The organism is Actibacterium sp. MT2.3-13A, assembly GCF_018139985.1.
Classification (GTDB): Bacteria; Pseudomonadota; Alphaproteobacteria; order Rhodobacterales; family Rhodobacteraceae; genus JAGSOU01.
Map to the genome: position 1 here is coordinate 1 of NZ_JAGSOU010000028.1, position 18,059 is coordinate 18,059.

An 18,059-nucleotide genomic window follows, 5' to 3' on the forward strand; every position below is an offset into this window, starting at 1 on the left:
CGCTGCTGAGCGGCGAGGGCGCGCCGCGCGACCGCGCGGCCGGGATGGCGCTGCTGACGCCGCTGGCGGGGGCGGGCGATGCCGGGGCGGCGATGGCGCTGGCCCGCACGCAGCAGGACGCCGACCCCGGGGCCGCCTATGGCTGGGCGCTGCAGGCCGCCGCCGCGGGCGAGGCCGGCGCGGGCGCCCTGCTCGACCGGCTGGAGCGCGCCCTGCCCTTCGAACGGGTGCTGGCGCTGCAAACCGAACAGGCGGGAACGGCCGAGACGGCGCCCGGCGCGCTGGGCTCGCTGGCGCAGATCCGGTCGGCGGCGGTGGCGCGCTTTTCGGGCCGCGGGCAGAGCCGCGCCTATGGCCAGGCCGCGCTGTTCGCCATGCTGGGCTCGGCGGCGGGAGACGCCGAATGCGCCGACATCCTGGCCGAGATCGACGAGCGCGCGCGCCTCGCCGGCCCCGCCGCCCGCGCCGCCTGGGCCGAGGCCGAGGCCGCGGCCAGCGCGGCGGCGATGGCGGCCTGGCTGGAGCAGGACCTGCCCGCGCGGCTGGCCGGCGGCGAGTAAGCCGCCGCCGTTAGCGCAAATTCTGTTGCACCGTCCGGGCGGGGCTTTTAATCCCTGCCCGACGGAGAATTCATAACAGGGAGCGCAGCTGATGAAAGCGACGCGGACAGTCCAGAAAATCCTTTCCAACTACGAAGGCGAGACCCCGGGCGTGAAGGGCAAGCTGTGCCAGATGCTGATGCATGGCAAGCTGGGCGGCACCGGCAAGATGATCATCCTTCCCGTGGACCAGGGATTTGAGCACGGCCCCGCGCGCAGCTTCGCGCCCAACCCGGCGGGCTACGACCCGCATTACCATTACCAGCTGGCGATCGACGCGGGACTCAACGCCTATGCAGCGCCGCTGGGCATGCTGGAGGCCGGCGCCGACAGCTTCGCCGGCCAGATTCCGACCATCCTGAAGGCGAACTCGGCCAATTCTCTGATGTCGCCGACAGCGGGCAAGAACCAGGCGGTGACGGCCTCGGTCGATGACGCGCTGCGGTTGGGCTGCGCGGCGATCGGCTTCACCATTTATCCCGGCTCGGACATGGCGCTCGACATGTTCGAGGAGATCGTGGAGATGCGGAAGGAGGCCGCGGCCAAGGGCGTCGCCACGGTGATCTGGTCCTACCCGCGCGGCGAGGCGATCTCCAAGGACGGCGAGACCGCGATCGATATCGCCGCCTATGCGGCGCAGATCGCGGCGCTGCTGGGCGCGCATATCATCAAGATCAAGCTTTCCACCGACCATCTGGAGCTGCCCGAGGCGAAGAAGGTCTACGAGGCGCAGAACATCGACATCGCCAGCCAGGCCGCGCGGGTGAAGCATTGCATGGACGCCTCGTTCAACGGCCGGCGCATCGTGGTGTTCTCGGGCGGGGCCAAGAAGGGCGCCGACGGCGTCTATGACGACGCGCGCGCGATCCGCGACGGCGGCGGCAACGGCTCGATCATCGGACGCAACTGCTTCCAGCGGTCGCGCGAGGAGGCGCTGGCGATGCTGGGCAAGCTGGTCGAGATCTACAAGGGCAAGGCCTGAGGCCGGCCGGCGGGATTCCGAGTATTTTTTCCAAGAAGAAGGGGGCGGGCTTTCCCGCCCCTTTTTTTCGCGCCGGGGATTCCCTTCGCGAATCGTTTCTGTCATGATTCCGGCATCCGCCCGGCACAAGAGGCGGCGCAGAGGCAGACCATGAGCAATTCGCGCAAGCACCCCGCCTGGGGAGGCGTGCTGTATTTCACGCTGGCCTTCACCCTGGCCACCTATTTCACCTTTGCCGCCGTGCAGGGCGACCAGGGGCTGTTCCGCCGCATCCAGATCGAGGCCGAGACCCAGGCGCTGCGCGCCGAGCACGCGGCGCTGGCCGCGGAGCTGGAGGAGATGCGCAACAAGACCCGGCGCCTGTCGGACGACTATCTCGATCTCGACCTGCTGGACGAGCAGGCGCGCAGCGTGCTGGGCATGATCCGCGCCGACGAGATCGTGATCCGCTGAACCGGCCGCCACCTGTCGCAAAATTGCCGCTCGAAATCGCGCGCCCGGCTTGCTATCATTTTGTTTAACGTTAAACCATTTTTCGTGACCAGGGGGGACCTGCCAGATGGCCACGCGAAAAACATCAAGAAAACCAAACGCCTCCGCCGAGGAACTGCTGGGCTATTACCGCGAGATGCTGCTGATCCGGCGATTCGAGGAGAAGGCCGGGCAGCTTTACGGCATGGGGCTGATCGGCGGGTTCTGCCATCTCTACATCGGCCAGGAGGCCGTGGTGGTGGGGCTGGAGGCCGCGGCCGACGAGGGCGACAAGCGCATCACCTCCTACCGCGACCACGGACACATGCTGGCCTGCGGCATGGACCCCAAGGGCGTGATGGCCGAGCTCACGGGCCGCGAGGGCGGTTATTCCAAGGGCAAGGGCGGCTCGATGCACATGTTCTCGAAAGAGAAGCATTTCTACGGCGGCCACGGCATCGTCGGCGCCCAGGTGCCGATCGGCGCGGGACTGGCCTTCGCCGACAAGTATCTCGGCAATGACCGGGTGACCTTTACCTATTTCGGTGACGGCGCGGCCAACCAGGGCCAGGTCTACGAAGCGTTCAACATGGCCGCGCTCTGGAGCCTGCCGGTGATCTTCGTGATCGAGAACAACCAGTATGCCATGGGCACGGCGATGCGGCGCTCGACCTCGACGCCGGACATCCACACCCGCGGCGAGGCCTTCGGCATCCCCGGCGAGGAGGTGGACGGCATGGACGTGCTGGCGGTCAAGGAGGCGGGCCAGAAGGCCGTCGCCCACTGCCGCGCGGGCAAGGGCCCCTACATCCTGGAGGTCAAGACCTACCGCTACCGCGGCCATTCCATGTCCGACCCGGCGAAATACCGCACCCGCGAGGAGGTGCAGAAGGTCCGCGAGGAGCGTGACGCGATCGAGCATGTGCGCGAGCTGCTGCTGACCGGCAAGCACGCCTCCGAGGACGATCTCAAGGCGATCGACAAGGAGATCAAGGCCATCGTCAGCGACGCCGCCGATTTCGCCAAGGACAGCCCCGAGCCCGCGCTCGAGGAACTCTACACCGATATCTACGCCTGAGGGGAGACCAGGACATGGCAACCGAGATTCTGATGCCCGCTCTGTCGCCCACGATGGAGGAAGGCACGCTGGCCAAGTGGCTGGTCAAGGAGGGCGACAGCGTGTCCTCGGGCGACATCATCGCCGAGATCGAGACCGACAAGGCCACCATGGAGTTCGAGGCCGTCGATGACGGCGTGATCGGCAAGATCCTTGTGACCGAAGGCACCGAAGGAGTGAAGGTGAACACCCCCATCGCCGTGCTGATCGAGGAGGGCGAAAGCGCCGAGGACCTGGCCGATGCCGCCCCCGCAGCGCCGCAGCCGGTTGCCGAGGCCCCTGCCCCGGCCGCCCCCGCGGCGCCCGCGGCGCCGGTCACCGCAGCCCCGGTCGAGCCCGACTATCCCGCGGGCACCGAGACGCGCATGACCACCGTGCGCGAGGCCCTGCGCGACGCCATGGCCGAGGAGATGCGCCGCGACGAGGGCGTGTTCCTGATGGGCGAGGAGGTCGCCGAATACCAGGGCGCCTACAAGGTCAGCCAGGGCCTGCTGGACGAGTTCGGCGCCAAGCGCGTGATCGACACCCCGATCACCGAGCACGGCTTTGCCGGCGTCGCGGTCGGCGCGGCCTTCGGCGGGCTCAAGCCGATCGTCGAGTTCATGACCTTCAACTTCGCCATGCAGGCGGTGGACCAGATCATCAACTCGGCGGCCAAGACGCTCTACATGTCGGGCGGCCAGATGGGCGCGCCGATGGTGTTCCGCGGCCCCAACGGCGCCGCCGCCCGCGTCGCCGCCCAGCACAGCCAGGACTACGCCGCGTGGTACGCGCATATCCCCGGCCTGAAGGTGGTGCAGCCCTACTCGGCTGCCGATGCCAAGGGCCTGCTGAAATCGGCAATCCGCGACCCCAACCCGGTGATCTTCCTGGAAAACGAGATCCTCTACGGCCGCGCCTTCGAGGTGCCGGTGCTGGAGGATTTCACCGTGCCGATCGGCAAGGCCCGGATCTGGCGCGAGGGCACGGACGTGACCCTCATCAGCTTCGGCATCGGCATGCAATACGCGCTCGAGGCCGCCGACAAGCTGGCCGAGGAAGGCATCAGCGCCGAGGTGGTCGACCTGCGCTCGCTGCGCCCGATCGACTATGAAACGGTGCTGGCCTCGGTGCGCAAGACCAACCGCTGCGTGACGGTCGAGGAGGGCTTCCCGGTCGGCTCCATCGGCAACCACCTGTCGGCCTATATCATGACCCACGCCTTCGATTACCTCGATGCGCCGGTCCTGAACTGCACGGGCAAGGACGTGCCCATGCCCTATGCGGCCAACCTGGAGCGCCACGCGCTGATCACCACCGCCGAGGTCGTCGAGGCGGTCAAGCAAGTGACCTATCGGTAAGGGAGAGACGCGATGCCCACGGAAATCCTGATGCCCGCCCTTTCCCCCACCATGGAGGAGGGCACGCTGGCGAAATGGCTGGTCAAGGAGGGCGACAGCGTGTCCTCAGGCGACCTGCTGGCCGAGATCGAGACCGACAAGGCCACCATGGAGTTCGAGGCCGTCGATGACGGCGTCATCGGCAAGCTGCTGGTGGCCGAGGGCAGCGAAGGGGTCAAGGTCAACACCCCCATCGCCGTGCTCCTCGAAGAGAGCGAAAGCGCAAGCGACATCGGCGGGACCGCCCCGGCGGCCCCCGCCGCAGCCGCCCCCGCCCCGACCCCGGCCAAAGCCGAAACGCCCGCCGCTGTTACCGCGGCGCGCGCCCCGGCGGCCCCGCATGCCGCCGGAGGCGACCGCATCTTTGCCTCGCCGCTCGCGCGCCGGATCGCGGCGGAAAAGGGCATCGACCTGTCCCAGGTCCAGGGCTCCGGCCCGCGCGGCCGCATCGTTAAGGCCGATCTCGAAGGCGTCCGCGCCGCGCCCAAACCGGCCGCCGCAGCCCCTGCCCCGGCCGCGGCCCCCGCTGCTGCGCACGCCGGCCCCTCGACCGAGGCCGTGCTCAAGATGTACGAAGGCCGCGCCTACGAAGAGGTCCCTCTCGACGGCATGCGCAAGACCATCGCTGCGCGCCTGACCGAGGCCAAGCAGACCATCCCGCATTTTTACCTGCGCCGGGACATCCGGCTCGACGCGCTGCTCGCCTTCCGCGGCCAGCTCAACAAGCAGTTGGAAAGCCGCGGCGTGAAACTGTCGGTCAACGACTTCATCATCAAGGCCTGCGCGCTCGCGCTTCAGCAGGTGCCCGCGGCCAACGCGGTCTGGGCCGGCGACCGGGTGCTCCAGCTCAAACCCTCCGACGTGGCCGTGGCCGTGGCAATCGAGGGCGGGCTGTTCACGCCGGTTCTGAAGGACGCCGAAAGCAAGACTCTGTCGGCGCTGTCGGCCGAGATGAAGGACCTCGCCGCGCGCGCCCGCGACCGCAAGCTCGCGCCGCATGAATACCAGGGCGGCAGCTTCGCCATCTCCAATCTCGGCATGTTCGGGATCGACAATTTCGACGCGGTGATCAACCCGCCGCACGGCGCGATCCTGGCCGTCGGCGCGGGCGTGAAGAAGCCGGTGGTCGATGCCGAGGGCCAGCTGTCGGTGGCCACGGTGATGTCGGTGACGTTGTCGGTCGATCACCGGGTGATCGACGGCGCGCTCGGCGCACAACTCTTGCAGGCAATCGTCGAGAACCTGGAGAACCCGATGGCCATGCTGGCCTGACGGCGGAAAACGGCGGGGGCGTTACGCGTCCCCGCCCTCGCCCTTCAGCAGCTGATCCATCATCACGGAGGGCTGCGCGCAACCCGCCTTGCCCACGATCCGCGCCGGGACGCCGGCCACGGTCGAGCCCGGTGGCACATCGTCCAGCACCACGGAACCGGCGGCGATGCGCGAGCAGCACCCCACCTGGATATTGCCCAACACCTTGGCCCCGGCGCCGATCAGCACACCCTCGCCGATCTTGGGGTGACGGTCCTCTTCCTCCTTGCCGGTGCCGCCCAGCGTCACCGAATGCAGCATCGACACGTTGTCGCCCACCACCGCGGTCTCGCCGATCACCACCGAATGGGCGTGGTCCAGCATGATGCCCCGGCCGATCCGGGCGGCGGGATGGATGTCCACGCCGAACTGCTCTGAGATCCGCATCTGCAGGAAATAGGCCATGTCGTGCCGGCCCTGTTTCCACAGCCAATGCCCGACGCGATAGGCCTGGATCGCCTGGTAGCCCTTGAAATACATCAGCGGCTGCAAATAGCGGTGGCAGGCCGGGTCGCGCTCATAGACCGCGACCAGGTCGGCCCGCGCCGCCTGGCCCAGCGCGCTGTCGTTGGCATAGGCCTCGTCCGCGATCTCGCGCAGGATCTGCTCCGACATCTCGCCCGAGGCCAACTTCATAGCCGTGCGGTGCGCCAGCGCGCGCTCCAGCGTCGGGTGATGCAGGATCGAGATATGCACCAGTCCGCCCAGCAGCGGCTCGGCTGCCACCGCCTGCCCGGCTTCCTCGCAGATTCGGGTCCAGACCGGGTCCAGATCCGCCAGTTTCGCGCGCGTTTCGGCCATCATGCTTCCCTCCGTCTGGCAGCCGTTTTACACCAGATAGGCAGAGATGGCCAATTGCAACCCCACCCCGCGCACAGGATCGTGCACATGACGCCGGATCAGATGGCCGCCTCCAAACGCCAGATCGACCATGCCCTCGCCGCCCTCGACCACATCGATGACGCCGAATTCGGCGACTGCGGCGCGGTCATCGCCGGGAAACGGCCAAACCGCGCCCCCCACCGTCCCCACCTGCATCAGCTGCGCCGCCGGCTGAAAACCGCACGCTCCGAGCGCCACGCGATCAGCACCTCGTAGACCAGCGCCAGGCAACGGCAGAATTCCCTGTCCGACAGGGACGGCGCCGGCGGCAAAGGCCCCCGCCGCGCCACCGCCATCAGGCTGCCATTGCCCCACAGCGGATGCGCCCGGCCCAGCCGCTTGCGATAGGCATCCGCCGCCGCCGCGCGGGCCATCATCGCCCGCAGCGCGGCTTCCCGCTCGCCCTCGGGCAGGCGCAGCACCGCCTGCGCCGCGGCGATCACGTCGCCCTGCAGAACCGGCCGCATGGCGCCTATGCCGTGATCTCGATCCGGGCAAACGGCCCCGGCCCGAAGCGATCCGACATCTGCGCCACCTCCATCGCGAACGGCGCCACCGCCCCGTCCGCCGCCTGCGCCGCCGCGCCATAGCTCCAGCCCGGTTGGCCGACGCTGACCTCGCGCAGCACCGCGCCGCCGGCGTCGCGCACCCGCAGCAGGTAGCTCTCCTGCGCCTCGCCCAGCGGCACCTCGGCCGAGGACCAGCTGTCGCCGTCGCGCCGCGTCCGCCGCACCCAGCTCAACACCAGATCACCGCCCACGCGCCCCGCGCGCAGATGGCAGGGGGAATAGGGCCTCAGCCCAATCCCCTTGAACGCCTCGACCAGATGCACATAGGAGGGGTCGTCGTAGCCCCGCCCCGCCGGCCCCACCCGGTAATGCCGCGCCAGGTCGCGGGCTGAGGCGGCCAGCGCGATCTGCTGTGGCACGCCGTCAAGCAGCACGAACAGGCTGCCCGCAGGCCAGGCATCGGGCATCACCGCATCGCTGCCCAGCTGACCGCGCAGCCGCAGGCTGAGGTCGTAGGTTCCCGGCCCCACCAATGTGGCATTGGCGTATTGGAACACCTCCCAGCTGTCGGACGTGCCATCCCCGATCGCCGCCGCGTTCGCCCCGTTCAGCACGTCCGTCACGTCGGCCGAGGACAGCGTCCCGGAATAGAGCTTCACCCGCAACACGGGCCCCCTGTCCCACCGCCCCGGCGCGGCGCGCAGCATCGGGCCCTGCGTCACCCCGATCACCGACAGCCCGGTGACGGTCTGGTTCAGCGCATAGCCGCTGTCCGACGCCGCGCTGTAGACCGCGACCGATCCCGGCCAGGGCGTCGCCGTCACCGCGATATGCGGCGCGTGCGGCACCTCCTCGCCCGTCATCAGCGGCAGATCGAGGAACACCGGGTAGACCGGCACCGGCGCCACGAAGGGCGTCAGGCTGACACGCCCGCCCACCGCGTCCGAGGGCACATAGACATTGGGCTCGACCCGCACCGCCTCGATCAGCCGCGCCTCGCCCTGCTCGACCCGGTCGATGCGGTAAAATCCGTCGCCCGGGGGCAGGCGCACCACGTCGCCCGCGCCCAGCGCCATCTCCGACAGCGGCAGCGCGAACCGCGCGCGGTCGCGCGCCACCCGCGATTCCGCCAGCCAGCGCTCGGTCACCGCGCGCCCCTCGCCCTGGGTCAGGACCAGCGGCAGTTCCGTCGCCGCAACCGAGCGGCTTTCCTGGTCGGGGAAAATCGCCTCCTCCGCCCGCGCCTGGTAGTCGCCGTCGGCCTCGACATAGGTCAGCCGCACCCGCCCCGCGGTCTCCGCCTCGGGCGCGCGGGTGGTTTCCACCTCCCCCGCCTGCCCCTCGATGACGGCCAGACGCTCCGCCGCCACCGCGCCACCGCGCGCGCGCCCCGTGCGGTTGGCAAAGACCAGCCGCCCCTCGCGTTCCACCGCGTCGAATCCATAGGCCAGCATCAGGGGCTGCAACGCCGCCCGCGCCCCCGCGATCTCGGCCACCGAATAGCCGCGCACCAGCCCGTAGAGCCCCCCGACATCGACCGCACTCACGCCCGAACGCGCGCAGATCTCGGCCACCACCGCCGCCAGCGCCTGCGCCGAGACCCGCCCGTTCAGCCAGTGGCCCCGGTCGTAGTTCTCGCCATCGCTCCACAGCTCCGCATTGGCCGGGAACTGCGGATAAGGCCGCGTGTCCCAGGCCCAGACATGGGCGCGGCTCATGTCGATCATCGGCCCGCCATAAACCTCGGACACCGGGTTATTGGCCGGGTCCCCCCAATAGCCCGTCACCGCGCGCAGATACTGCGCCTGCATCAGGTCGTCGCGCACCCCGGAGGAATATTTCGGCAGCTTCGATTCCGAGGATTTCGGATCGAGGAACTTGTTCGGCTGGTTCGCGCCCTTGTCGATCGCGGCACATCCGTATTCGGTGAACCAGACCGGCTTCGACTGCGGCACCCAGGCCGTCGGGTTTGCCTGCCGCACGCCGCCGATCCGCTCATTATGCGCGTTCAGCCACCAGTTGCGGATGTCCTTGTAGCGGAACACCCAGTCCTCGCCATGCGCGCCATCGCTGATCGGCGTGCGGATCTGCGCCGCCTCCGCCTCGGGCGAGGCGTAATACCACGCATAGCCCTCACCGCCCTCGATATTCGCACGCAGGTAATCCAGCGCGTAGATCGAGCCCCAGTCGGCATCGGCATGTTCCTCGCCCGCGCGCCAGTCCGACAGCGGCATGTAATTGTCGATGCCGATGAAATCGATATTCGGATCGGCCCAGAGCGGATCGAGGTGGAAATACACATCGCCCGACCCGTCCTGCGGCTGATAGCCGAAATATTCCGACCAGTCGGCGGCATAGCCGATCTTCACGCCGGGCCCGAGGATCGCGCGCACATCCGCCGCCAGCGCGCGCAGCGCCGCCACCGCCGGGAAGCTGCCGTTCGCCCCCCGGATCTGCGTCAGCCCGCGCATCTCCGAGCCGATGCAGAAGGCCGAGACGCCCCCGGCCGCCGCGCACAGATGCGCCTGGTGCAGGATGAACCGGCGATAGGACCATTCGTCGGGCCCCGAATAGGCGATGGTCACGCTCTTGCGCGTGCCCTGGGCCGAGGGCAGCACGGGCCAGTCCTCCGGCCCGCTGCCCGGTGCCAGTGCCGTTTCCTGATACTGGAAATCTCCGGGCGCTGCTGTTCCGAAAAACGCCGCCACCTCGGCCTCGGCCGCCACCGTGCCGTCCGGGCTGCCCGCCAGCCCTGGCGCCAGCGCACTGGTGATCCGCCCCCGCCAGGGCAGCGCCGGCTGGCCGGTGGCTCCGGTCCAGGGATCGGGCAGCGTGTTACCCTCCATCTGCTCCATCAGGATGAAGGGGTAATAGACGGCGGCCTGCCCCGCCGCCGCCAGCGCCTGCAACGCCTCGATCACCGCGGCATCCGAGGGCGTGCCGCCATAGACGACCCGCCCGTCGGCCTGCGGCACCGTCAGCGCCGCGTCGCGGCTCAGGCCGGAGACCCGCCAGGGCATGCTTTGCCCGTCGACCACGGTCTGCTCAACCTTGGGGCGGATCTCGCAGGACCCGCAGCGCAGGTCGCTGCCGAACCAACTGACCACCAGCAGGGTCGAGCCGCAGGACGGCAGCTCCTCGCGCAGCATCTCCAGCGCGGTGGCGAAGTCGGTCTTGCCGCTGGGCGTGTTGACATTGGCCGAGCGGTTCACCCCCGGCCCGTCGGCGTAATGCACAGGCGTCGTGGCCAGCGCGTATTCTCCCGTGCCCGGGATCAGCGCCACGCCCTGCAGCAGCTCCGACAGGCTCTCGGCCCCCTCGACACCGCTCTGCGCCACGCGGAAAACCTCGAAGGAAAACTGCGGCACCCGGTTTCCGAACGCCCCCAGATCCAGATCCTCCAGCACCGCATAGGCCGTGCCGCGATAGGCCGCCGCGCGGCCCTGCCCCTCGACCGCCTCGATCTTGGGGTCGGGCAGTTGGTCCTCCCTGCCCGCGTAAACGCGCATGGTCACGCCGTCCGGCGCGATCTCCACGCCATCGGCCCAGATCCGGCCGACGCGCAGGATCTCGCCCTCGCAGAGCGCGATCGCCAGGCTGACGGTGTAGGAATATTCCCTCACCTTCGGCCCGGACGCGCCCTTGCCGCCGCCGCGCGTGGCCCTGTTCTCCTGAAAGCGCGAGGCCCAGATCACCTGCCCCGCCAAACGCACCCGGCCATAGCATTGCGCGACCGGCGCGCCCTCGCTCGCCCCCGACAGGCGGAAACGCTCCACCCGCCCCGTCTCTACGGCCTTCGAGCCTGAGCCCAGCAGGCTCTGGTCGATCACCCGGCCCAGCGTCGCGCCCGCCGCGCGGCCCAGCACCACGCTCGACAGCCCCAGCACCGAGCCGCCCAGCGCCGCCCCCGCCGCGGCCCCCGCTGCCGAAAGAACAATCGTCGCCATCAGGCCCCCCTTTCCGGAAATGCGAAGCGCGCCACGATCCGGCGCGCCCAAGGGGCGGTCAGCGGGCTTTCGACCACGCCGTGCCCCGTATAGGCGTGGATGAAACTTGCCCCGCCACTCTGAATCCCCAGATGTTTCGCCACTGCCCCCGCCCGCATTCGGAACAGCAGCACATCGCCCGGCGCGGCCGCGCCGACGGGCTTGGCCACCAGATGCCGCAGCGCCGCCCGCCACAGCCGTTCCTCGCCCTGCGGCTCGGCCCAGTCGGGCGTGTAGGCGGGCAAGACCTCGGGTTCCGCCCCGTAAAGCGTCCGCCACACGCCCCGGATCAACCCCAGGCAATCCGCCCCCGCGCCGAGGCACGAGGCCTGGTGCACATAAGGCGTGCCGAGCCACGCCCGCGCCGCGCCCAGCACCTCCACCATGATACCGCTCATTGCAGGCTCCCGCCGTCGTTCCGCCCGCCCGAGACCGGGTAGCTGATCAGCCAATCCTCGCCCGGCACATGCGGGAAGCCGCGGAAATTCAGCAGATTGTTGAATTTCAGCCGGCAGGTCTCGGCGCGTTTGTCACAGCCTGCCTCCAGCCGCACCCGGTCGCCCGCCGCCACCGGCAAGCGCAGCGATTGCCACAGCTCGACCACCCGCACGCCGCCCTTGTAACGGTCGTTCTTGATGATCCCGATCACGCCGGCACCTTCGCCGTCCAGCACCCGCAGGCGCCCCGCCTCGAACCAGCGCGGCTCAAACCCGGCGAGCCCGGCAAAGCGGAACACCCGCGCCTCCGCAACCTCCTCCACCGCCCGTTCGGTGGCATAGCCAAGCTGACCGAGGTCGAAACCGCAGGACGCGTCCCCCAGAACCGCCGCGCAGGGCTTCTGGTAGACCCGCCCCTGCGGCTGGTTCAGCGCCTCGGCAAACCCCCGCAGCTCCGCCTGAAAGGCGCCGCCCGACCGCGTCACCTCGCCGATGGTACCCTGGAACTGGATCGCCCGCTGTTCGGGCGCGGTCCAGTTGACCAGCCAGGCCCGCACCCCGGCCCCGTCATAGCGGCCCGCCAGCAGGTCCGCCTCGCGCACCGCGTCGTCGCTCAGCGCGCCCAGCGCCTCGGTATTGTCCACCGACAGGCCCGTGGTCTGGGTCAGCGCCCGCGCCGTCAGCCCCGTATTGGGGCGGAAGGCGATGCCGTCGAAGGACAGCTCCCGGTCGTGATCGGTGAAGCCCATCACCACGCCGTCCCTGCGCGTCACCGCCCAGCAGCGGCACAGCGTCGTGGCCCCCGTGCCCAGATGGGCCAGCAGATCGCCCGGCACCGCCATCAGACCCGCAGCTCCACCACCGGCACGCGCGGCACGTCGCCTGCCTTGAAACTGCTGACCGAGGTCTGGATCAGCTCGGTGTCGAAGCGCACCGGCACGTCGAACTCGAACCCGGCGCTGACGATCACGCCGATGTCGGGCGCGTCCTCCAGCGTGATCAGGCCGGTGGCCGCGTCCACCTCGAAATCCACAGCCTCGCGCAGCGGACTGCCGTCCACGCCGACCCGAACCGTGCCCGCCACCGGCTTGGTGATCGGGCGGGTATAGCGCTCCTCGCCCGAGGCATAGCCCTTGGTCAGCTGGAACACGCGGGTCTCGCCATCGCCCAGCGCGATCTCCTGATCGGTGAACTGCACCTCGCGCGAGGGCAGGCAGGATCTGTAATCCGACCAGTCCTTCCAGCGAAAGCCATACAGCTGCCCGCGCCGCGCCTCGAAGAACGCGATCAGCGCCTCCACGTCGTCGAGCGAGCGCAACCCCACGCCCGCGTCATAGCGCCGGCGCGCGTGTGCCCAGGGCGTGTTGCGCTCCTCAAAGCCGTTGGCCAGCGTCACGATCTCGGTGCGCCGCTCGGGCCCGCCGACCGAGCCGAAGCTCAGGTTGGGCGGGAATCTCACCTCGTGGAACCCCATCGCTCCCTCCTTTCAAGGTTAGTTGTTGCGCTGGCCGCGGCTCAGCATCCGGCCGAGTTCCGCCGCGATCTGGCTCTGGCTGCGGCGAAAGCCCTGAACGTCGGGCGTGCTGATGTTCAGGGTGACGTTCACCGGCCGGCCCCCACCCTGCGCGCGCACGCCCAGCCGGCCATCGGCGACGCGCGTCAGCGGCATGATGGCCTCCGGCCCCGCCTCGCCCATCAGCCCGATGCCGCCGCGCATGGGGAAATAGCTGGCCTGGCGCACCACGCCCCCGCTGGCGAAGGGCATCACCCGCCCCTGCGTGAAGGCCCCGCCGCCGGCGAACGGCACCGCCCCCTTCACCAGCCCCTCGATGCCGCTGGCGATCAGCCCGCCCAGATGGTTCTGAACCGGGGTCACAGCCGCCGAATAGGCCGCATTGAGGATCGAGTCCGCCAGCCCCCGCATCGCCTCCGACAGCTTGATCCCGTCGAAGACCAGCCCGTCGAAAGCCGCGCGCAGCCCGCGCCCGATCGAACGCGACAGCACCCCCACCTCGCGCCCCGTCAGGGTCAGGCTGTCGCGCATCCTGACCAGTTCCAGGTCGAAGGCCGCCGCCATGCCGCGCGCTCCGCCGAAGGAGTCCTCCAGCGCGTCGATCTGCGCCTCTAGGGCATCGAGCCCGTCAATCTCCGTCATTTCCCTGCCCTTTCATTGCTATCGGGAAAGGCCGCCGCCAGTTCCTCCAGCCGCGCCCGCGACAGCGGCGCGGGGACCGCGCCCGCGCCCAGCATCAGCATCAGCTCGGCCGGGCTCAGCGCCCAGAACTCCCCGGGCCGCAGGCGCAGCCCGCACAGTCCCGCCCGCATCAGCCCCGGCCAGTCAAACGCCGTCATGGTCCGGCACCGTGAAGGCGCGCGCCAGCAACTCGGCCGCCACCCTCGCCGCCTGCACCGGCCCGCCCGCGATCTCGGCTCCCGCCAGGTCGGCCGCCGTCCCCTGCCAGCCGCCCCCGCGCAGTCCCGCCAGCAACAGCGCCAGCACGTCCCGCGCGCCATAGGCGCCACCTTCGAAGCGCTCGATCAGCGCCACCAGGCTGTCTGCCTTCAGTCCCGCCTCCAGCTCGGCCAGCGCGCCCAGCGTCAGCTTCAGCACATGGCGCCGGCCGTCCACGACCAGCGCCACCTCGCCCGCCCAGGGGTTCGCCATCACAGCGCCGTGAAGGTCAGCACGCCCGCCGAGGCGAGGCTCAGTTCATAGCTCGCCTCGCCGTTGTGGCTGCCGGCATATTCGATCGCCGTCACCTGGAACGGCCCCTGCACGATGCCGAAGGCGGGGATGATCACCTGGAAATTCGGCGTCTCCCCGTCGAAGAATATCTGCCGCGCGCGCTCATCCGTGCCCGCGTCCTTGAACACGCCCGCGCCGCTGATGCCCGCCGATTTCACCCCCGCGCCCGCCAGCAGCTCGCGCCAGCCCCCCTGGCTTTCCAGGCTGGTCACATCCACCGTCTCGGCGTTGAAATTGATCCGCGTGGCGCGCAGCCCCGCGATGGTCTCGAACTGACCGTCGCCGGTCAGGTCGAGCTTGATCAGAAGGTCCTTGCCGTTCTGCGCCGTCATTTTGCGTCACTCCAAGATAAGGGTCATTGATCGTCCACCCGCGCGCGGAAGCGCAGGTCGATGCGGCGGGTGCCGTCGGTCAGCCTCTGCGCCCGCGCCCGGTCGAAATGCAGGCCCGCCAGCGCACCCCGGCTGAGCGTCAGCGGCGCGTCGACCAGCGCATCCGACACCGCCGCCGCCGCCGCCTTCGCCGCCTGGAACCCCGCCGCCGCGCTGACCACGCTGACCGTGAACAGATGCAGCGCGCCGGCCCCGGTCATGTCCGAGCGGTCGCGCGCCTCCTCGGGGCCGAGGCTGACATAGAGATCGGGCAAGGTCCCCGAGGGCAGCGCGTCATAGATCGCGCCACCCACCAGCGCGCCCAGCACCGCGTCGCCCGTCAGCCGCTGATAGACCGCCGCCTGCAGGGCGGCCGAAACGCCATAGCTCATGCGCCCAGCTCCTCTTCGGCGAAACAGGTCAGGTAATGGCCGCGCGCGTCGCGCTCGGTCACGGCGAGGATGTGAAACAGTCGTGCGCCCTCGCGGAAGCGCTGCTCGGGCCCGGGGCGCGACGGCGCCCCCACCGGCGCGCCGCGCACGGTGATCCGGTAGGGCACCCGCGACAGCGCGCCGCCCTGCCCGCCCACCTCGCGCCCCGTCCCCGGCGTCACCTCGGCCCAGAGCGTGCCCAGCGTGGCCCAGCTTTCACTGAAACCGCCCGCGCCGTCGGCCACCCGCTGCGGCGCCTCCAGCACCAGCCGGCGGTTCAGCACCGGCCCGCTCATGCCGCGCCCCCGCCCAGGACGCGCACCGTGCGCCAGCGCTCGATCAGCCCCGTCACGCCAGAGGGCATGGCGCGCTCACCCAGCGCTGCCGCGTCGCGGTGCTCGTGGTAGTGGGCGGCCAGCAGGAACACTGCCTGGCCGAGGTCGGGCGGCACCACCTCCCAGGCTGCGCCGAACCCGGCCCGGAACCGGATCTCGGCGCTGCCCCCCATCGGGATCGTGGGCAGCTGCGCGCCGTTGGCGGCCAGCCGCGGCCGGTGAGTGTCACCCTCCAGCCGGTAGGCCGCCGGGTCAATCATCGCCTGCGTGCCCGCGCGGTCGATCACCTTCAGCTCCAGCAGCTGCCCCACTGGCGCCACCGGCAGCGCCTGGGCGGCGGCCTCGCGCCACGCCGTCAGCGCCCAGGTGAATTCGCGCGCCAGCAGCACCTTGCCGGTGCGCCCCTCCACCGCCGCCATCGCCGCGCGCAGCAGCGCCTCGATCAGCGCATCCTCGGCCCCGTCATCGGCAAACCCCGTGCCCAGGCGCAGATGGTCCTTGAATTGCCCCAGGGGCAGCGCCGCCGCGGCCACTGTGGTCTGCTCGATCAACATCATGGAAAACCTCCGGAAATCCGCTCCCAGAAAAGGCGCGCGCCACCCGCATTGCTCGGACGGAGGGAGCAGCTAGACAACGCAAGGTCTTTGCGGCGCGCGCCCGGGCCGACGCCATCAGGCCCCGGCCCATCACGACCCCGCGGTTACGAGATCGCGAATTTCAGCAGCTTGATCGCGGCGAAATCGCTGACATCGCCGCCCACCCGCTTGGTGGCGTAGAACAGCACATGCGGCTTGGCCGAGAACGGGTCGCGCAGCACCCGCAGATCGGGGCGCTCGGCCACGGTGTAGCCGGCGCCAAAATCGCCGAACGCGATGGCCGTGGTGCCCGAGGCGATATCCGGCATGTCCTCGGCGATCAGCACCGGATAGCCCAACAGGCGCGCCGGCTCGCCCGCGGACAGCCCGTCCGACCACAGGAAACGGCCGTCGGCATCCTTCATCTTGCGCACCACGCCCGCGGTTTTCGAATTCATCACGAAACTCGCGTTGGCGCGGTAGCGCGCGCCCAGCGCATAGACCAGGTCGAGGATCGCATCCGCCGGCGTCGTGGCGTTGAAGTCGCCGGCGGTCCCGGTGGCGATGTAGCCGATATTGCCCCAGGACCAGGTCGCGTTGGCCACCTGCGTGTGGGTGAGGAAGCCCTTCGGCTTGTCCACCCCGTCGCCCGAGATGAAGGCCGCGGCCTCGGCGCGCGCGAACTTGTCGGCGATGCGGCCCGCCAGCCACCCCTCGATGTCGAAGGCGCTGTCGTCCAGCAGCCGCTGGCTCGCCTTGGGCATCGCGCTCAACTCATGCAGCGGGATGGTCACCCGGTCGAACTGCGGCGCCGTGGTCTCGGTGGCAGGCCCCGCCTCCGTCGCCCAGCCCGAACCGATATCGGTATGGTCCACCAGCACGTCGAAAGAGGACGCCTCGACATGGACCACCTGCGCGATCGAGCGGATCGAGGCCGTCGCCTGCAGCACGCTCTTGATGGCCTCCGAGGTCTGCGGGTCCACCAGATAGCCACCCTCGGCCGCCACCGCGGTATTCAGCGCCTTGCCCTCCAGTTCCAGCCCGCGCAGCCCGTCGTCATCGCCCGAGCGCAGATAGGCGGCAAAGGCTTTCTGATGCGGCGCCTCGGTCTCGGCCGCCACCGCAAGGGCGGGACGCCCGATGATAAGGGATTTCCGATCCAGCATGGTCAGTCGCTCTTCCTGTTGTTGAAGCTTCGCTTTAATTTCACCATGAAATGTCCTGAATTCACTAAGAAAACCGGACATCGCAGATGTCACCTCCGCCGCGGGCGCGCCGGACGCCCCGGATTTGGTCTCGTTCGTGGTCATGTCTCAATCCTGTTCCACAGAGAGGTCTCGGGCCGGGGCTCACACTTCCCCGGCCAGCACGCGGCGGGCGCCGTCGAAGGCCTCCGCCAGGTCACGCAGCAGCCCCTCGGCGGGCTCTTCCGCCTTGGCGCCGACCCGCGCATCGGGAAGCATGGGAAAGGTCACCAGCGACACTTCCCACAGCTCCAGCTCGGCAAGCAGCCGCCGGCCGCCCGCGTCCTTCTGCGCCTTGCGGGTGCGGTAGCCGATGGACAGCCCGTCGATGGCGCCCGCCTCGATCAGCACCGCCGCCTCGCGGCCCCGCGCCACATCGGTCAGCAGCCGCCCCCTGACGTAGAGCCCGCGCCCGTCCTCGCGCACCTCGTCCCACACGCCGATCGGCTGCGCCGGGTCGTGCTGCCACAGCATCTTCACCCGCCGCCCGGCCGCCTCCAGCGCCTTCAGCGAGGCCGCGTAGGCGCCCTTCTGCACCACGTCGCCACTCTGGTCAGCCTTCCCGAAAAGCGAGGCATAGCCCGCCACCACCGCCCCGTCGCTCACCGACAGCCCGGCGCCGGCCGGGCAGAACTTGCGCTCCAGGCCGCCCGCCAAATCCTTTTCATCCATCCGAAAATCTCC

At 69.8% G+C, this 18,059-nt stretch carries 21 protein-coding genes and 1 pseudogene; 6 read left to right on the forward strand and 16 right to left on the reverse strand.

The features are described 5' to 3' along the window. The 6 genes and pseudogenes from KCI33_RS16840 to KCI33_RS16865 form a co-directional block, all read left to right on the forward strand. Positions 1–560 (forward strand): annotated as a pseudogene (locus tag KCI33_RS16840) (hypothetical protein); the annotation flags it as partial. Positions 561–651: 91 nt separating this feature from the next. Continuing rightward, positions 652–1,581, forward strand: a complete 930-nt coding sequence (locus KCI33_RS16845; protein ID WP_212525973.1) for a class I fructose-bisphosphate aldolase — start codon at positions 652–654, stop codon at positions 1,579–1,581. 150 nt (positions 1,582–1,731) lie between these two features. After that, positions 1,732–2,034 (forward strand): septum formation initiator family protein, encoded by a 303-nt coding sequence (locus tag KCI33_RS16850; protein ID WP_212525974.1) that lies wholly within the window; start codon positions 1,732–1,734, stop codon positions 2,032–2,034. Between the two features lie 106 nt (positions 2,035–2,140). Then, on the forward strand, positions 2,141–3,130 hold the full coding sequence (gene pdhA / locus KCI33_RS16855) for a pyruvate dehydrogenase (acetyl-transferring) E1 component subunit alpha (protein WP_212525975.1): 990 nt from the start codon (positions 2,141–2,143) through the stop codon (positions 3,128–3,130). Positions 3,131–3,144: 14 nt separating this feature from the next. Beyond that, positions 3,145–4,509, forward strand: a complete 1,365-nt coding sequence (locus tag KCI33_RS16860; protein WP_212525976.1) for a pyruvate dehydrogenase complex E1 component subunit beta — start codon at positions 3,145–3,147, stop codon at positions 4,507–4,509. 12 nt (positions 4,510–4,521) lie between these two features. Next, positions 4,522–5,820, forward strand: coding sequence for a pyruvate dehydrogenase complex dihydrolipoamide acetyltransferase (locus KCI33_RS16865; RefSeq protein WP_212525977.1), 1,299 nt, complete (start codon positions 4,522–4,524; stop codon positions 5,818–5,820). A 21-nt stretch (positions 5,821–5,841) separates the two neighbouring features. Here KCI33_RS16865 and cysE read toward each other — a convergent pair whose 3' ends face one another. The 16 genes from cysE to KCI33_RS16945 form a co-directional block, all read right to left on the reverse strand. Further along, on the reverse strand, positions 5,842–6,660 hold the full coding sequence (cysE, locus tag KCI33_RS16870; protein ID WP_212526005.1) for a serine O-acetyltransferase: 819 nt from the start codon (positions 6,658–6,660) through the stop codon (positions 5,842–5,844). 27 nt (positions 6,661–6,687) lie between these two features. Then, the gene (locus KCI33_RS16875) at positions 6,688–6,897 is read right to left on the reverse strand and encodes a hypothetical protein (RefSeq protein ID WP_212525978.1); all 210 of its coding nucleotides are present in this window, start codon (positions 6,895–6,897) and stop codon (positions 6,688–6,690) included. Beyond that, positions 6,897–7,208 carry a hypothetical protein gene (locus KCI33_RS16880; protein ID WP_212525979.1) on the reverse strand — a complete coding sequence of 104 codons (312 nt, stop codon included), beginning with the start codon at positions 7,206–7,208 and terminating at the stop codon, positions 6,897–6,899. The genes KCI33_RS16875 and KCI33_RS16880 overlap by 1 nt, the downstream gene beginning before the upstream one ends. A 5-nt stretch (positions 7,209–7,213) precedes the next feature. Further along, positions 7,214–11,197: a glycoside hydrolase/phage tail family protein gene (locus KCI33_RS16885; RefSeq protein WP_212525980.1), complete on the reverse strand. Its 3,984-nt coding sequence runs from the start codon at positions 11,195–11,197 to the stop codon at positions 7,214–7,216. Continuing rightward, the gene (locus tag KCI33_RS16890) at positions 11,197–11,634 is read right to left on the reverse strand and encodes an NlpC/P60 family protein (protein ID WP_212525981.1); all 438 of its coding nucleotides are present in this window, start codon (positions 11,632–11,634) and stop codon (positions 11,197–11,199) included. The genes KCI33_RS16885 and KCI33_RS16890 overlap by 1 nt, the downstream gene beginning before the upstream one ends. Further along, on the reverse strand, positions 11,631–12,515 hold the full coding sequence (locus tag KCI33_RS16895) for a DUF2163 domain-containing protein (RefSeq protein ID WP_212525982.1): 885 nt from the start codon (positions 12,513–12,515) through the stop codon (positions 11,631–11,633). The genes KCI33_RS16890 and KCI33_RS16895 overlap by 4 nt, the downstream gene beginning before the upstream one ends. Further along, positions 12,515–13,147, reverse strand: coding sequence for a DUF2460 domain-containing protein (locus KCI33_RS16900; RefSeq protein WP_212525983.1), 633 nt, complete (start codon positions 13,145–13,147; stop codon positions 12,515–12,517). The genes KCI33_RS16895 and KCI33_RS16900 overlap by 1 nt, the downstream gene beginning before the upstream one ends. 18 nt (positions 13,148–13,165) lie before the next feature. Next, positions 13,166–13,828 (reverse strand): phage tail tape measure protein, encoded by a 663-nt coding sequence (locus KCI33_RS16905; RefSeq protein WP_249139126.1) that lies wholly within the window; start codon positions 13,826–13,828, stop codon positions 13,166–13,168. Continuing rightward, on the reverse strand, positions 13,825–14,025 hold the full coding sequence (locus KCI33_RS16910) for a rcc01693 family protein (RefSeq protein WP_212525984.1): 201 nt from the start codon (positions 14,023–14,025) through the stop codon (positions 13,825–13,827). Before KCI33_RS16910 ends, KCI33_RS16905 begins: the two co-directional genes overlap by 4 nt. Continuing rightward, positions 14,012–14,338: a gene transfer agent family protein gene (locus tag KCI33_RS16915; protein ID WP_212525985.1), complete on the reverse strand. Its 327-nt coding sequence runs from the start codon at positions 14,336–14,338 to the stop codon at positions 14,012–14,014. The genes KCI33_RS16910 and KCI33_RS16915 overlap by 14 nt, the downstream gene beginning before the upstream one ends. Further along, positions 14,338–14,751, reverse strand: a complete 414-nt coding sequence (locus KCI33_RS16920) for a phage major tail protein, TP901-1 family (RefSeq protein WP_212525986.1) — start codon at positions 14,749–14,751, stop codon at positions 14,338–14,340. The genes KCI33_RS16915 and KCI33_RS16920 overlap by 1 nt, the downstream gene beginning before the upstream one ends. A 23-nt stretch (positions 14,752–14,774) precedes the next feature. After that, positions 14,775–15,182: a DUF3168 domain-containing protein gene (locus KCI33_RS16925; protein WP_212525987.1), complete on the reverse strand. Its 408-nt coding sequence runs from the start codon at positions 15,180–15,182 to the stop codon at positions 14,775–14,777. Next, the gene (locus KCI33_RS16930; RefSeq protein ID WP_212525988.1) at positions 15,179–15,517 is read right to left on the reverse strand and encodes a head-tail adaptor protein; all 339 of its coding nucleotides are present in this window, start codon (positions 15,515–15,517) and stop codon (positions 15,179–15,181) included. Before KCI33_RS16930 ends, KCI33_RS16925 begins: the two co-directional genes overlap by 4 nt. After that, the gene (locus KCI33_RS16935) at positions 15,514–16,113 is read right to left on the reverse strand and encodes a hypothetical protein (protein WP_212525989.1); all 600 of its coding nucleotides are present in this window, start codon (positions 16,111–16,113) and stop codon (positions 15,514–15,516) included. Before KCI33_RS16935 ends, KCI33_RS16930 begins: the two co-directional genes overlap by 4 nt. Positions 16,114–16,256: 143 nt before the next feature. Beyond that, positions 16,257–17,441: a phage major capsid protein gene (locus KCI33_RS16940; protein ID WP_212525990.1), complete on the reverse strand. Its 1,185-nt coding sequence runs from the start codon at positions 17,439–17,441 to the stop codon at positions 16,257–16,259. A gap of 39 nt (positions 17,442–17,480) precedes the next feature. After that, the gene (locus tag KCI33_RS16945) at positions 17,481–18,047 is read right to left on the reverse strand and encodes an HK97 family phage prohead protease (RefSeq protein ID WP_212525991.1); all 567 of its coding nucleotides are present in this window, start codon (positions 18,045–18,047) and stop codon (positions 17,481–17,483) included. Between the last annotated feature and the right edge of the window lie 12 nt (positions 18,048–18,059).

Coding starts and splice junctions, on each gene's coding strand:
- KCI33_RS16930 (WP_212525988.1), bottom strand. CDS start 15,517: ATGAGCGGGCCGGTGCTGAACCGCCGGCTGGTGCTGGAGGCGCCGCAG.
- KCI33_RS16945 (WP_212525991.1), bottom strand. CDS start 18,047: ATGGATGAAAAGGATTTGGCGGGCGGCCTGGAGCGCAAGTTCTGCCCG.
- KCI33_RS16900 (WP_212525983.1), bottom strand. CDS start 13,147: ATGGGGTTCCACGAGGTGAGATTCCCGCCCAACCTGAGCTTCGGCTCG.
- KCI33_RS16920 (WP_212525986.1), bottom strand. CDS start 14,751: ATGACGGCGCAGAACGGCAAGGACCTTCTGATCAAGCTCGACCTGACC.
- KCI33_RS16910 (WP_212525984.1), bottom strand. CDS start 14,025: ATGACGGCGTTTGACTGGCCGGGGCTGATGCGGGCGGGACTGTGCGGG.
- KCI33_RS16925 (WP_212525987.1), bottom strand. CDS start 15,182: ATGAGCTATGGCGTTTCGGCCGCCCTGCAGGCGGCGGTCTATCAGCGG.
- KCI33_RS16940 (WP_212525990.1), bottom strand. CDS start 17,441: ATGACCACGAACGAGACCAAATCCGGGGCGTCCGGCGCGCCCGCGGCG.
- KCI33_RS16845 (WP_212525973.1), top strand. CDS start 652: ATGAAAGCGACGCGGACAGTCCAGAAAATCCTTTCCAACTACGAAGGC.
- KCI33_RS16915 (WP_212525985.1), bottom strand. CDS start 14,338: ATGGCGAACCCCTGGGCGGGCGAGGTGGCGCTGGTCGTGGACGGCCGG.
- pdhA (WP_212525975.1), top strand. CDS start 2,141: ATGGCCACGCGAAAAACATCAAGAAAACCAAACGCCTCCGCCGAGGAA.
- KCI33_RS16860 (WP_212525976.1), top strand. CDS start 3,145: ATGGCAACCGAGATTCTGATGCCCGCTCTGTCGCCCACGATGGAGGAA.
- KCI33_RS16895 (WP_212525982.1), bottom strand. CDS start 12,515: ATGGCGGTGCCGGGCGATCTGCTGGCCCATCTGGGCACGGGGGCCACG.
- KCI33_RS16850 (WP_212525974.1), top strand. CDS start 1,732: ATGAGCAATTCGCGCAAGCACCCCGCCTGGGGAGGCGTGCTGTATTTC.
- KCI33_RS16890 (WP_212525981.1), bottom strand. CDS start 11,634: ATGAGCGGTATCATGGTGGAGGTGCTGGGCGCGGCGCGGGCGTGGCTC.
- cysE (WP_212526005.1), bottom strand. CDS start 6,660: ATGGCCGAAACGCGCGCGAAACTGGCGGATCTGGACCCGGTCTGGACC.
- KCI33_RS16935 (WP_212525989.1), bottom strand. CDS start 16,113: ATGATGTTGATCGAGCAGACCACAGTGGCCGCGGCGGCGCTGCCCCTG.
- KCI33_RS16905 (WP_249139126.1), bottom strand. CDS start 13,828: ATGACGGAGATTGACGGGCTCGATGCCCTAGAGGCGCAGATCGACGCG.
- KCI33_RS16880 (WP_212525979.1), bottom strand. CDS start 7,208: ATGCGGCCGGTTCTGCAGGGCGACGTGATCGCCGCGGCGCAGGCGGTG.
- KCI33_RS16875 (WP_212525978.1), bottom strand. CDS start 6,897: ATGCAGGTGGGGACGGTGGGGGGCGCGGTTTGGCCGTTTCCCGGCGAT.
- KCI33_RS16885 (WP_212525980.1), bottom strand. CDS start 11,197: ATGGCGACGATTGTTCTTTCGGCAGCGGGGGCCGCGGCGGGGGCGGCG.
- KCI33_RS16865 (WP_212525977.1), top strand. CDS start 4,522: ATGCCCACGGAAATCCTGATGCCCGCCCTTTCCCCCACCATGGAGGAG.